This is a genomic window from Mesonia sp. K7 (assembly GCF_003233725.1).
Classification (GTDB): Bacteria; Bacteroidota; Bacteroidia; order Flavobacteriales; family Flavobacteriaceae; genus Mesonia.
Map to the genome: position 1 here is coordinate 21,739 of NZ_QKQV01000003.1, position 14,460 is coordinate 36,198.

A 14,460-nucleotide genomic window follows, 5' to 3' on the forward strand; every position below is an offset into this window, starting at 1 on the left:
TTTAGTAAAAATAATCAAAAAGAATTAGCTGTAAAAATTGTAGGTTTCCAAAAACTTATGAATCACAATTGGCACGGCAAAATCATTTACACGTTTATACTTTACTGGTATAAATTTTTGTGAAAAACCTTTAAAATCATCGACTTCGATTTTCCAAAAATTTACCCATAATTTACGGTGCGAAAGTACATGTTTTATGGGTTTTTCATGCTGTAACTCAATACTTTTTACAAGTAATTTAGGGTTTTGCTGGCGCATATATTCTTTAATGTCACTTTCGTGGAAAATTTGTTGTTCACTTTCGTATAAAGGAAACTGGAATAAATTTCGCCAAATACCTTTTTGTTCGCGTTTCTCTAATAAAACTTCCTCATGTTGGTTTTTAAAAATCAGGAAATTAAAATGCTTTTCCAGCACTTTTGTTTTTTTGAGTTTTACGGGAAGTTCTGTAATTTTATCCAATTGAAAGGCTTTGCAGTCTTTTACCAACGGACAAACTTGGCAATCGGGGTTTTTGGGAGTACATTGCCGTGCACCAAATTCCATAATGGCTTGGTTATAGATTGCAGGTTGGGCCTTGTCAAGTTGCCCCTCTGCCTTTTGTTTGAAGATTTTTATTCCTTCCGTACTATTTATAGGAATATCAATTCCGAAATAGCGACTCAAAACACGATAAACATTTCCATCGACCACAGCAACTGGCTCACCATAACAAAAAGAAGCAATCGCACTTGCGGTGTAATCACCAACACCTTTGAGCTTTTTTAAATCAAGATAATTATCTGGAAACCTGCCTCCGTTTTCTGCAATTTGTTTTGCCGTAAAATGTAGGTTTCTAGCTCGGGAGTAATACCCCAAACCTTGCCAAAGTTTTAAAACTTTATCTTCTTTTGCTTGGGCGAGTTCAAAAACAGTAGGGAAGTTTTTAATAAATTTTTTATAATAAGGTAAACCTTGAGCAACGCGAGTTTGCTGCAACATAATTTCGCTAAGCCATATATTATAAGGCTCCTTGGTTTTCCGCCAAGGTAAATCCCGAGCGTTTTCTCGATACCAAAAGATGATTTGTTGTGAAAATTTCATAAAAACAAGTTGCAAATATCGAACAATTTCTATACTTGGTTATTATTTAAACATTTAGAGTTGTTTGATTGGGAATTTAATTGCTATATTTGCACCCTCGAAAATAATAACTTTATATTAAAATAACACTATAATGACAAAAGCAGATATTGTAGCCAATATTTCAGAGAAATTAGGTATCGAAAAAGGTGATGTTCAAGCTACTATTGAGTCTTTTATGGACGAAGTAAAAACTTCATTAGAAGGCGGAGACAATGTTTACCTAAGAGGTTTTGGAAGTTTTATTATTAAAACTCGTGCAGAAAAAACAGGAAGAAATATTTCTAAGAATACAACTATTAAGATTCCTGCGCACAATATTCCGGCATTTAAACCTGCAAAAGTTTTTGTTGAAGGAGTAAAGACAAACGTAGAAGTAAAATAATTTAATAACTTAATAAAAACACTATCATATGCCAAGTGGTAAAAAAAGAAAAAGACATAAGGTAGCTACTCACAAGCGTAAAAAGAGAAGAAGAGCTAACCGTCACAAGAAGAAAAAGTAATTCTAGGAATTACTTTTTCTGTTCAATACGTTCATTGAAATTGAAACTATCACCGTATAGTTTCGCCGGGAGTTTTACAAAAACCCTGTGAAAAATATTGTTTAATCCATCTGTATACGAAAATTATACGGATAAAAATCTATAAGCAAGAATTATGGATAAAGAACTCATTATCAGATCAAATTCTGCTGCTATTGATTTTGCCTTATTAAAAGATGGAAAACTAATCGAATTACACAAAGAAGACGAAGATAACAACTTCTCTGTTGGCGATATTTTTATTGCCAAAATAAGAAAAGTGGTTCCTGGTCTCAACGCAGCCTTCGTAAATGTTGGCTACGAGAAAGATGGTTTTTTACACTATCATGACCTAGGACCAAAAATCGCCTCTTTGATCAAATTCACCAAACGTGTAAGCACAGGTAAAGCAAAAGATTTTTCTTTAAAGAATTTCAAATTTGAAGAAGACATCTCTAAAGACGGAAGTGTAAACGACGTCTTAAAATCAAATCAGTCTATACTAGTACAAGTAGTAAAAGAACCTATTTCTACCAAAGGCCCAAGAATAAGCAGTGAGCTTTCTTTTGCTGGAAGGTATATTGTTTTAGTTCCTTTTTCCAATCGTATTTCTATTTCACAAAAAATAGAAGAGAAAGAAGAAAAAGACAGACTAAAACGCTTGGTAAAAAGCATTAGACCAAAAGGTTTTGGTATCATTGTACGTACCGTAGCTGAAGGCAAAAAAGTAGCAGACCTCGACAAAGATCTTCAAAATTTGATGAATCGTTGGACGAGTATGTGTAAAAAACTTTATAAAGCATCACATCCTACCAAAGTGATGGGAGAATTAAGTCGTGCAAACTCTATTATTAGAGATATGTTTAACGATAGTTTCTCTGCCATCCATGTAGATGACGAAACTTTATACACACAAATCACAGACTACATCGGAGAGATTGCTCCGCAAAAAGAATCAATCGTAAAACATTATCAATCTAAAGTTCCGATTTTTGAAAAATTTGGAATCGAAAGGCAAATCAAAACCGCATTTGGTAAAACCGTATCTATGAGTAAAGGTGCATATTTGGTGATTGAACATACCGAAGCCATGCACGTAATCGATGTAAATAGCGGAAACCGAAGCAACAAAGAAAAAAGCCAAGAGAACACCGCTTTAGAAGTCAACCTTATCAGCGCTAGTGAAGTAGCTAGACAACTGAGACTTCGTGATATGGGTGGTATTATCGTGGTCGATTTTATAGATATGAACCATGCCGATAATCGCAAAAAACTTTACGATCACTTACGTAACGAAATGAGCGATGACCGTGCAAAACATAAAATCTTGCCACCAACAAAATTCGGACTTGTACAGATTACAAGACAACGAGTAAGACCAGAAATGAATATCAAAACCCGCGAGGTAAATCCAAACGGCCAAGGTGAAATTGAAGCACCGATTGTTTTGGTAGATAAAATAAATACCGATCTGCTCAAAATCATAAAAAAAGATCATAAAAAGATCTCTATAACAGCTCATCCTTTTGTGGCTGCATTCTTAACAAAAGGAATTCCATCACCCAGAAGCAAATGGTTTTTTGACCATAAACGCTGGGTAAAAGTCTTACCAAGAGACGCTTACACGTATTTAGAATATCATTTTCATGATAAAGACGGAAATGTAATTTTATAAAAAAATAATCCCTGTAAATTTATTTTTGCAGGGATTTTTTATTTTTATACCCTTATGAATTTGAGGCCTCAGAAATCTTACACCATAGAAGAAGCTACCCAAAAGCTCAAAAAATATTGTGCTTACCAAGAACGCTGTCACCAAGAGGTCGAGAAAAAACTGAAAGATCTTCGTATCATTCCGCAAGGAAGAGCTAAAATCATTGCCGAACTTATTCAAGAAAACTACCTCAACGAAGAGCGCTTTGCAAAGGCTTTTGCGCGCGGAAAATTCCGTATTAAAAAATGGGGGAAATTCCGTATCAAAAGAGAATTAGAACAAAGGGAGATTTCTGTTTTTAATATAAGATCTGCCTTAGCTGAAATATCTGAAGCCGCTTATGCGGAAACCCTAGAGGAACTTTTCCGAAAAAAAGTAAAAAACACCTCTGAAAATAACACCTACAAACTCAAAAAGAAAGTTGCTGATTATCTACTCTATCGAGGCTGGGAAAGCCATTTGGTTTACGAAAAATTACAGGAACTCGATTAGGGTTTCATTTTTCTTCCTTTATTCCACCACACTAGGAATCCGGTCACGGGCAAACTTGCACAAATCAAACTTATAAAAAAAGCCAAAAGTTTCCCTGCAAAACCAAACACAGCACCAATATGTATGTCATAATTAAGCATACTAATCTTGTCTGCCAGCGCTGCATTTTTATACTCATCGCCTTTTACTCGATAACGTTTTAAAGTATACCGATCGTAGAAATACTCATTACGATTGTAAAAAGAACCATGATCTTGATAAGCAATGATTTCAATAGCGTCATCTTCGTGATGTAATGTAGGAGACATGTAAAATCCACCTGCATTCATTTCTTGTTTACGAGTAAGGTACCAAGCTTTATCTAACGCCGATATACTATCGTTAAGAACTAATTCTGCCTTAGATACATCTGAGTGCGGGTGGCTATGCTCAGGTTTTTCTTGACCTCCTGAGGTTAGATAATATAAGCCATTTTCAAACCATTTAAAACTCCAAACCAATCCTGTTATGGCGATTACCATAGCTAACAATAAACTATAGAAACCTACTACATTATGTAAGTCATAATTTACCCGTTTAAACTTAGCTTTCCATTTAATTTTAAAACTCTTATCCCGATTGGACTTTTTCCAGTTTTTGGGCCACCACATAATCAACCCTGTAATAAGAAGCACTAAAAAAACCAGCGTGGCTATTCCCACAATAGGTCTTCCTATATCATAAGGCAACCATAAGGCACGATGTCCATCAATTATAAATCTGAAAAAATTAAACTCATCACCTCCTATAAGCTTCTGTTTTTTTATAAACTCTCCTGTATAAGGATTTAAGAAAACTGCTGTGAAATGACGTTTGCCGTTTATACGTTCATTAAAGCCAACTGCTGCTGCTCCTTCTCTATTACTGTAGGTTAAACCTGAGGGTTTTATATCTGGCATGTAAATTTTTGCCGTATCTATTAACTGACTTGGCGGTACAAAATCTTTTTTTTGATCTTTCACAAAACGCCAAGGCTCCATTGCATCTTTGATTTCTTGTTCAAACGCATAAATACAACCTGTAATACTTACAATAAAAACAATAATCCCTGAACCCAATCCTAACCACAAATGTAGCCAATCATTGAGTTTTCTTATGTTACTTTTCTTAGCTTTCTTTTTTGTGTTTTTATTTTTTGCCATCAGATAAAAGAAAAATCAGCCTACCTTAAGTAAGCTGATTTAGGTAATTTAATTCTATTAAAATTTAAAGAAACCAGCTACGAAACTTGCTTGAACTTTTGCTCCTTTTGTGGCCGTAAGTGTTCTTGTATCCATTTCATAAACATAGATACCGTTGTCTTCTGGAATACATAAGTAAATATTATCTCCTTCTTGTAAAGCAGCAAGTCTTCTTCCGTTTCCTTTATGCTCTGGCACACCTTGAATAAAATCTACTGTTTGGGTCTCAAAATCGATTACTGCAGATTGCAGCGGGCCATCAGACCATCGTTCTTGTGTATCTCTTGTAGCTGTATTCATTTCGGCGAAAGCCTTGTTAGCCCCTAAAAACTTAAGGTGAGCTGTATTAAAGCCGCCCGAGGCTGCGACTATGTCAAAATAATAGTTTTGATCAAACTCTGTTTCACCTGCGTTAATTCTTAAAACACCAGCCGGTTGGGTAGATTGACTAAAACCGTTTGCAGGATTAGAATGTGAAATCGCATAGACATTCCCATCATTATCTTTTACCAAACCTGATTTAACATTAAATCCTCCTATTGGGCCAACACGGGTATCGGTAATGACTTTTTGAAACTCTAATTCTGGATAAGAGAAAACAGCAACTTCTGCCTGATCTGTATAGTTAGTATCATATGTATTTGGGTCTGAAATATAATAGCTTAAAAATAACTCGTCTCCTCTAACAACCATTCCGGAATAGGAAGGCCCTACCAAATTGGTAAATTCTGAAACCTGTACCACCTTTTCTTCAGTTACGGTGATGCTATTGCTGTTAAATTTTCTAAATGTAATGATATCTGATGAAGAAGACATTGTTACTGAAACCAAAGTATTATCTCCTGCTTTTACCATATCTGAGAGACTATTTGAAAAAGAAACATCCCCTACTTGATTTAAAGTACCATCTGGGTTTTGAGAAATAGCAACTACATTCACATCGTCTAATCCTCCTAGGCTATAAATGGTATTGTCAAAACCAACAAAATCGTAATAACCTGGTTGTTCTATTCCTTGACCTTGAGCGGTTAAAGTTCCTTCCATAATCTGCTCAAAGGGTACTGTGTAATAACTAAAATTGCCTTCTGTACCTTGAATGGCCAGAGACAAAGCATAATCACCCCTACTTACAGGGTCGTTGTCCTCGTTATCATTACTACAAGAAATCATTGCAAATGATAAAAAAAGTAACACTACTATTCGGTTAAGATTTAAATTTAATCTATTCATTGTGTTTAATTTAATTATTGAATTTTTAATTATATACTGTATCTTAATTTTAGGTAAAAGGCCCTACCTGGTTTTTGTAATCTAAATTTGTCGTATAATACTTCGTCAGTAATATTTCGGCATTCTAATGATATATTATATTTACCTTTATCAAAACTATAGATGGCTTCTACACTGTGGGAAAGCTGCCGCGGAATTATAGCTTTACTGTCTGTATACCCATACCGTTCTGAACTTAGAAAATATTCTTCTGTAAAATTGAAGTAATAATTGAAATTGAAATTTGATTTTTCAACAAACAAGTCTTTAAAGTTTAGGCCCGCTACAACACTTCCAAATAAATAGGGTGTGTTTGGTATTCTAGCTCCTTTATTAAAATTTGGTTGAAAGCCAGAATAATCATTATAAATCAAATCTGCTTCATCGGTAATATTCTGGTAAGTAGCATTGGCACTTAGGTTAAAAAACTCTTTATACCTATACCCAAAATTTGCCTGTATTCCGTTAGCTTTTACTTCTGCAAGGTTGTCTTTTTTTGAAGTAGGTCCACTTACAGTTACTATATCATAAATCAAATCTTTCGCCTCACGGTAAATATATGTAGCACCAAGTTCAATATGATTATCTTCTAAGATTTTAAAATTGTAGCTACCCCCAATATTCAGGTTTTTGCTTTGTTCTGGTTTTAGATTTACATTGGGCACTATTGTTAAACCGTTTCCAAAAAATTCCTCTGCAGTAGGCAATCTAAAAGCATTCTCAAACGAAGTTTTAAACTGTAAATTTGGAGTGATAAAATAGGAGGAAGCAATACCATAACCATAATTATGGTTAGATATTTCTACCGCTTCAGTCGTTTCTATGGTGTTTCCTGAGCGTTGGCTTGATTCAACATTTAGGTGATAAGCTTTACCAAAAAAGGTAGTTGACCATTTTTTATTGAGCTGATATTTATAAGACAATCCTAAGGTGTTTTTATGTAATCTTTTAGGAAGGAAGTACTGATTGATATCGGTGTTTACTTCATCAAATTCGTCTCTTTTAAAGTATTGGAAAGAATGGTTAAACGCAAAAGAATGTTTTTCATTAAGTAAATAACTTAAGTTAAGCTGGTTGGCAAACTCATTATCGTCAAATTTTAATAGGTTTGCTTCTCCTAGTTCTGCATCTGTTTGAGATTCTGATGATAACTTTTCACCATACCAGTTGTAGCGAAAACCAACAAGGGTATCAATATTTTCTGTTTTAGTAATATTATAGGATGTGTTAAGACTAACATCTAAGCCTTCTGTAAATAAATCTCTTTTTTTATATTTTAAGGTTGGAATTATGGAATAGCTCTTGCTTTTTACAGCTCCAAAAACAGTTTCCATTGTTGCCCCTGTTTGTACATCTTTATTATCTCCAGATGTAATGACTCCAAATAAGATCTGATCTGCAAAACTCTTATCAATAAAACCTAACTCCAATTGAGCTGTTAAAGATTTATACGTATCATGAAAACGTTCTACTTCTACATTGTTTTCAATAACATTACCTAACTCATCCTTTATATTAACTAAGACATCATAGTTATTATCAGAATAATTGTAATTAGCATTACCTCTTACTGTAAAACCTGTAGTGTCGTTTGTAAAAGCTCCATTTACAGAAGCTCTGTGTGTATTAAAAGAACCATACGTGTAAGAAACATCCAAATATTCCTCTTTTTGATTGGTAATGATATTGACCGCTCCACCTAGAGCGTCGGTGCCTAACCAGATAGGTACTACACCATTATAAACATCGATACGTTCGATAGAATTGACAGGTATATTGCCTAAATTAAAAGAAGAACCAAAATTATCCATCGGGATACCGTTTAAGAAAAACTTTACTTGATTTCCTTTAAAGCCGTTAAGTGAAAAGGTATAATTTGAACCCAAACCGCCATCTTGAAGAATACGAACACTTGGTACTCGGTTTAATATTTGTTGAGCATCTACAGAACTATTTAATAATTCTTTGGTAGATACTGAAGTAACCGCATAGGCTTGCTCATTTATTTGACGAATTTTAGATTTTCCTTGAAGAGTTACCTCATCAATTGCGAAGGTTTCTTCCACTAAAGTGAAATTTAAAATAATATCTTTATTTTTTATTTCAATTTCTCTGGTTTGGACTTTATAACCCAATAAAGAGACTTCTATTATATGCCTCCCTTTCGAGATTCCTTCGATTTTATACTGACCTTGTTTATCGGTAGCAATGCCTATAAATTCATTTTTGAGTGTAATATTTACACCCTCTAATGGCTTATTGAGACCATCTACCACCAAACCGCTAATGCTTTGGGTATTTTGTGAGAAAGAGCTAAGATTATGAAATACAACACACAAAAAGATAGTGTGAAAAACAAAAGATTTATATATCTGCCTCAATTCTAAATTTATTTAGATTAATTATAGAATGACGGCAAAAATAAAAGATTTTTTAGAACTGGTAAAGTTTATTTAGAATTATTCTACCTTAATTTAAGATGTTTTTTTCGGTATTCTCGATGGCTTTTTTATTTTTATATTTCATCCATTTTTCACCTTTCCATTTTTTCTGAAAATTATCGTAATGTCGCATGATGCCAATATTATAAATTGCTTTCATAAGGTGAATAGGCTTTTTAGGCATCGAACGCAAACTCATGGAAAAACCTGGTGTGAGATAAGTCATAAAATGCCAATATCCTTCGGGCATATATAAAGCATCCCCATGATTTAGAGATGTTTCGTAACCTTTAGCATATTTTAGGCCAGGAAATTTTTTAAAATCTGGTTTGTTGAAATTAATATCCTCAAGGGAAATCAAAGCATAGGGTACTTTGTATAAAAATTTACTTTCAGAAGGAGGGTAAAGCACACAACGCTTTTTACCTTCAAAATGAAAATGTAAGATATTGGCGTAATCAATATCGTAATGCATAAAAACACTCGAGTTTTCACCTCCGAAAAACAAAAATGGTAAGCCTTTTAAAAATCGTAAACCTAAGTCTGGATATTTAAAATCGTTTTGCAGCTGCGGTACTTCTTTTAGTAAACTATATAAAAAAATGCGATAATTTGTCGGCTTAGATTGTAAAAGATTGATGTAATCTTCCATCCGCATTTCTGCGTGCGGCTCATTAAATTTATATTTGCTTGTTGTTGGCCTGTCGTCATACAAAGGCACAATTTTATTTTTAGCAATTTGTTTGATATAATCAAAATTCCATTTATGGTAGGCTGACCAATCTTTTGTCAAATTCTGTATGACCACAGGTGTTTGTGATTTTACATACTTATTGATAAAATCTTCTTTCGAAATTGAAGCAACGCGGTCAATTTCTTTTAGCTGAAGTTGATGCATATTATTTCCTTTCTTCTATAGCTTTTTGGGCGTTGGAGATCGCTTTTTGATTTTTATAATCTATCCAAGATTGTCCTTTTAATTTTCGCATAAGGTTGTCAAAAGGCATGGTAAAAGCAAGATTTTTAACAAATTGTAAAGTTTTGTTTAGCGATTTTGGGAAAGAACGCAAGGTAAGTGAAACACATGGGGTTTGATAACGGATGTAATGCCAATATCCACTTGGAATATATAGCATTTCACCAGGTTTTAGTGTAACTTCATAACCTTCTGCATTTTTTAAAGCTGGGTATTTTTTATAATCAGGATAATCAAACTCTATTTCTTCTATAGAAACAATAGAGTACGGAACGTGATACAAAAGTCTTTTCTGCTCATGCGGAAACAGGATAATTTTTTTTTCTCCTATAAAATTGAAATGAAAATTATTAGCAAAATCAATGTCATAATGCAATAAAACTTTTCCATTTTCTCCTCCAAAAAACAATACAGGCAATTTTTTAAAAAATTTAACCCCCAAGTCAGGATATTTAAAATCTTCTTGAAGATTTGGTGCTTTTTTTAGAATATTAAAAAAGAATATTCTTAGGTCTGTTGGCCCTTTTTTAAGAATATCAATATATGATTTAAGTGGTAAATGTTTTACAGGCTTCCTAGATGGCTCTTTTCCCTTAGCTGGATTACTATTATAAAGCGGCACTACAACGTCTCCATAATTATTGGCAAAATAATCTAATGACCATTTTTGGTATGCCGGCCAGTCTTGAGTGAAATTTTCTACAACGACAGGTTTCTCTTGTTTTAAGTAAAGCCTTATAAAATTCTCTTTTGATAGGTGTTTTACCCTAACAATTTGTTCATAGCTCACATGTTCTTTCGTCATTGTTATTGCTGTTAATGAGGTAAAGTTACAATATAGTTTAACTGTAAGCAATAAGAATAGCTATGATTAATAAAATTAAAAAAGGAGAGCTGTTATGCCTCCTTTATCTATTATATAGTAAATTTTATTCTTTTCTGTCGTTCTTACTTAATTCCTTTTAAAAGAAATTGAAAAATAAAAAGGGGCTATTTATATAAATAGCCCCTTTTCGTCTTGTTTTTTTATTAAAAGTTATTCTTTGATAACTTTGTAGGTTTTGGTCTCACCATTTGTGTTAACTTCTACTAAGAAAACACCTGAACCAGACAATCTAGCAGTATCTACTTGTGCATTTAAAGCATTAGGTTGTGTCTCTAAAACTTTTTGCCCTAATAAATTATAAACTTTAACTGTCTGAATTGTTTGTCTTGCTTCCAAGAACAATACATTCTTCACAGGGTTAGGGTATAACACAACCTCGGTAAGTTTATTTTGATTTACTGCAACAGTGTTCTCAATCATGATATCATCAATAGCATTTGCATGTCCGAAATTATTTATTCCTTCAAAAGCTAATTGATAAGTAGCAGAAGGATTAGGTAAAACAATGGTTTCTTGTGTCCAAGAATTTACTGCCGAATTAAGATCTGCTAATTCTACCCACGCATCTTGTTCGCTTATTCTATAATAAACCTTCATGGTATTGTAATCTCCTTGGAAATCTTCTTGAACATAATAAAAGCTTAGTTTAGGATTGTTTAAAGCAGATAAATCTAATACTGGACTTACAAATTTAGTGACAGGATCACCAGTTCCAGTTTGGCTTACATATAAAAGGTTTTTACTTCCGTTATATGCGGTGGTAATATTTCCTGAATTAGTTCCCTCTGCAAGAGTCCAATCTGCAGTACCAACCTCATAAATCTGTGTCCAACAGCTTAAGGTGTTACTGTCATCCTCAAAAGTTTCGACAAACGGATAATTAGTCACTACAGTTGCAGCACAAGGCAATACAAAATCAAAACAATCTGATACTATTGTACAACCATTGGCAGTAACTTCTACGGCATAGCTTCCGCTACTAGTAGGTGTAAAGTCCTGATTGGTTTCATTGGTAATAGGGCTATTCCCATTATTACAATCTAACCACTGATAAGTTGCACCCGCTTCAGCTACTGATAATGTGCTATCACTATTGGTAAGTGAAATTGTGGTGTCTAGACTTGAAGATATAGTGGCTCCAGTCACAAAGTTTGATGTTGTTCCCGTTAATGCAAAATCGTTTAAAACTCCTACATAATTATTTCCTGAGCTATCAATAATACTAGTCAGAGTTGAGTTATCGGCAGCTGGAATACCATCTTCAAACTTAAAATATGCTTTTAGAGAAGTGGGGATATTGCATATTTCAGCGTTCATAGTATTTTGAATTTCAGTTTGCGTTCTAGCTACATCCCAAACTCTAAGTTCATCTATTGTTCCTGAGAAAAAACCTCCAAAAGAAGGATTGATCCTTCTTCCTATAATTAAATCTGTATTTGCTGTTGTATTTAAAGTAGTGCTAATGTCAGCTTCTGTATCTAAAACACCGTCTACGTATAACTTATACTTGTTAGCACTTAAGGTTGGGTCGTAGGTTACTGCTACGTGATGCCAAGCACCATCGTTTACATTTACAGAACCGTTAAAACCACCTCCTTTTATCTCTATTCTTATGACATCATTAGTTCCAGAGGCATTTAAGCGAAAAGTAAAACGTTGTCCGTTTACAGCTTCACTTCCCCAAGTAGCAATAATCTGTTCATTATTATTACTTTCTGTTTTCACCCAAGCTTCAACCGTTCGGGCGTTATCGCCTAAAACTCCTGCATAATCAGTTTGAACATAATCATCTGTGCTATCAAAATGTAATCCTGTTTGAGCTTTTAGCGAACTGCACACCATTAAACTAGCACAGAACAATCCGCATAGGTTTAGTAATCTTTTTTTCATAAAATTTAGTTTATATTAATCATTATACTTTTTTTTTGATCGAAAATCATAAAACCTATTAACTTCTTGCATGATTTCCGCGAATAAATATAAATCATGAAGCTTTTCAGTAAATAAATTGCTTAATTAAAAAACACTCACGCCAAATATATTAACACTCTTTTTTTTATAATGTATTTGTTTTCAGAATATTAAATCATCAGCTCAATGAGCGTAAGTAAGTTGAAACGTTTACTTTTTTATTGGTAAGAAGGAGTTTTTTTCGGAGCCTAGTCCGTGAATTTTCAATCGATTTAAAAGACATTCCTGTAAGTTTTGCAATTTCTTTGGTTGAGAAGTCCAAGAAAAGTAAGATACATAAGCGCCTATCTTTAGGACTGAGTTTTGGGTGTTTTTCTGCTAAATTTTTAAAAAAGGATTGGTGTACTTGTGCAAAGCCTATCTCAAACTCTTTCCAAACATCTGGATTGAGGTCACGTTCTAATTTTTTCATAACTTGAGCAATCAGAAGCTGGGTTTCTTTCTTGACGGCCTTTCGTTTTAATATTTTCAAGTCATCTAAAACTGAAGTAATGGCGTTTGCTTTATGAGCTTCTACCATGGTTTTACTCACCAGTTCACTGTTTTTTTGATCTAATGTAGACGTTAACTCTTTATTTTTTGAAGTGATGAGTTCTCGCTCAATTCTATTATAAGCTATCTTATTTCTATACTTCACCAAAACCAACGCAAGTGCCAACAAAATACAGATAAGCCCCAAGAAAACCATAAAATATTTTGATTGGCTTTTCTCTGCTTGCAATTCACGTAAAGCTAATTTAGACTTGTACTCTTCTTGTAGTTTTATACGCTCTACATTTACAGCTTGTTTTTCCAATTGTAGACTATCGCGTATTTTGTTATACAACTCAAAATAAGTTGCAGCTTCTTCATAATCCTGCTTGTTTAAATTGGCTTTATAAAGGATTTCAATAGCATCTTGGTAATTGATGGAATATATTTTGTTCTTAAATCCTTCAATCGCTTTTTTTGCATAAAATATAGCTGAATCATGCTGTTTTTCATTTAAATAAAAGTCTGAAACATAACCGTTTACTAGAGCTTCTACACTTTTATCTTCTACTTTTTTTGCTATATCAAGCGCTTTATCGTAATATTCCTTTGCTTTTTTTGCTGCCGTACTGTCTTTTTCGTACATCGCCTTTCCGATATTGGTATTTAGGTAGGCCGCAATCATGTTATTATTTAATTTTTTGCTGATCTCTAAAGAGCGGTGGTAATAAGCTAAGGAAGAATCTATATTCTTTTTTAGATACAAAGTCCCCATATTGATAAGAATACTTGCATATTGCAACGAGTCTTTATTCTTAAAGCTCTTGTGGTAACGAAATGCTTTATTGAAATAATAAGTGGCTTTTTCTATATTTTCGAGACGGGCATAAATAATCGCTAGATTGTTCTGTATCGAAATCTGTTGTGCTAAATTTTCGGTGCTTTTGTAAATTTCTTCTGCTTTCAAGTAATATTCCAAAGCAACATCAATCACATCTTTAGCATAATACATTCTAGCTGTAGTTACATAAACAGAAGCCAATCGTTCTATGTTAGACAAGCTCTTTGCTTCTTTTTCTGCAAGTTCGATATACTTTAAAGCTTTGTCCCAATCTTCAAACATAAGGTCAAGAGCTATCTGCTTTCTTAAGTCTATTCTTTTTTCAACATCTATAGTAGTGTTTAAGCTATCTTGTAGTTTATCTACCTTATGTTGACCCCATATTAGGTTACAAGCGAAGAAGAAAAATATGAATAGGTATTTATTCATACATAAAACAGTTGATAAATTAATTCTTAAAGTTAAAACTTAAAAAGAAACCAAGCAAATATGGCTTGTTGCAACAAAAAACCAAGCTAAAAGCGCTTGGTTTA

At 33.5% G+C, this 14,460-nt stretch carries 11 protein-coding genes; 3 read left to right on the top strand and 8 right to left on the bottom strand.

Features of this window, described 5'->3' with window-relative positions; all coding sequences use genetic code 11:
* Positions 1–24: 24 nt before the first annotated feature.
* Positions 25–1,083 (bottom strand): A/G-specific adenine glycosylase, encoded by a 1,059-nt coding sequence (gene mutY / locus DNG35_RS02845; protein WP_111126245.1) that lies wholly within the window; start codon positions 1,081–1,083, stop codon positions 25–27.
* A gap of 133 nt (positions 1,084–1,216) precedes the next feature.
* Here mutY and DNG35_RS02850 point away from each other — a divergent pair, with 133 nt between their 5' ends.
* The 3 genes from DNG35_RS02850 (at position 1,217) to DNG35_RS02860 (ending at position 3,852) form a co-directional block, all read left to right on the top strand.
* Positions 1,217–1,507: an HU family DNA-binding protein gene (locus DNG35_RS02850; protein ID WP_111126246.1), complete on the top strand. Its 291-nt coding sequence runs from the start codon at positions 1,217–1,219 to the stop codon at positions 1,505–1,507.
* Positions 1,508–1,782: 275 nt separating this feature from the next.
* Positions 1,783–3,321, top strand: coding sequence for an Rne/Rng family ribonuclease (locus tag DNG35_RS02855; protein ID WP_111126247.1), 1,539 nt, complete (start codon positions 1,783–1,785; stop codon positions 3,319–3,321).
* Positions 3,322–3,375: 54 nt separating this feature from the next.
* Positions 3,376–3,852: a regulatory protein RecX gene (locus DNG35_RS02860; RefSeq protein WP_111126248.1), complete on the top strand. Its 477-nt coding sequence runs from the start codon at positions 3,376–3,378 to the stop codon at positions 3,850–3,852.
* Here DNG35_RS02860 and DNG35_RS02865 read toward each other — a convergent pair.
* The 7 genes from DNG35_RS02865 to DNG35_RS02895 form a co-directional block, all read right to left on the bottom strand.
* Positions 3,849–5,033 carry a PepSY domain-containing protein gene (locus DNG35_RS02865; RefSeq protein WP_111126249.1) on the bottom strand — a complete coding sequence of 395 codons (1,185 nt, stop codon included), beginning with the start codon at positions 5,031–5,033 and terminating at the stop codon, positions 3,849–3,851. The two genes, DNG35_RS02860 and DNG35_RS02865, sit on opposite strands and share 4 nt — an antisense overlap.
* Positions 5,034–5,090: 57 nt before the next feature.
* On the bottom strand, positions 5,091–6,302 hold the full coding sequence (locus tag DNG35_RS02870; protein ID WP_111126250.1) for a DUF4374 domain-containing protein: 1,212 nt from the start codon (positions 6,300–6,302) through the stop codon (positions 5,091–5,093).
* A 29-nt stretch (positions 6,303–6,331) separates the two neighbouring features.
* Positions 6,332–8,722 carry a TonB-dependent receptor gene (locus DNG35_RS02875; RefSeq protein WP_199489090.1) on the bottom strand — a complete coding sequence of 797 codons (2,391 nt, stop codon included), beginning with the start codon at positions 8,720–8,722 and terminating at the stop codon, positions 6,332–6,334.
* An 88-nt stretch (positions 8,723–8,810) separates the two neighbouring features.
* Positions 8,811–9,680: a cupin-like domain-containing protein gene (locus DNG35_RS02880; protein ID WP_111126251.1), complete on the bottom strand. Its 870-nt coding sequence runs from the start codon at positions 9,678–9,680 to the stop codon at positions 8,811–8,813.
* A 1-nt stretch (position 9,681) separates the two neighbouring features.
* The gene (locus tag DNG35_RS02885) at positions 9,682–10,563 is read right to left on the bottom strand and encodes a cupin-like domain-containing protein (protein ID WP_111126252.1); all 882 of its coding nucleotides are present in this window, start codon (positions 10,561–10,563) and stop codon (positions 9,682–9,684) included.
* Between the two features lie 231 nt (positions 10,564–10,794).
* Complete coding sequence (locus DNG35_RS02890; protein WP_111126253.1) at positions 10,795–12,534, bottom strand: LamG-like jellyroll fold domain-containing protein; 1,740 nt, start codon at positions 12,532–12,534, stop codon at positions 10,795–10,797.
* Between the two features lie 199 nt (positions 12,535–12,733).
* Complete coding sequence (locus tag DNG35_RS02895; RefSeq protein WP_111126254.1) at positions 12,734–14,356, bottom strand: tetratricopeptide repeat protein; 1,623 nt, start codon at positions 14,354–14,356, stop codon at positions 12,734–12,736.
* Between the last annotated feature and the right edge of the window lie 104 nt (positions 14,357–14,460).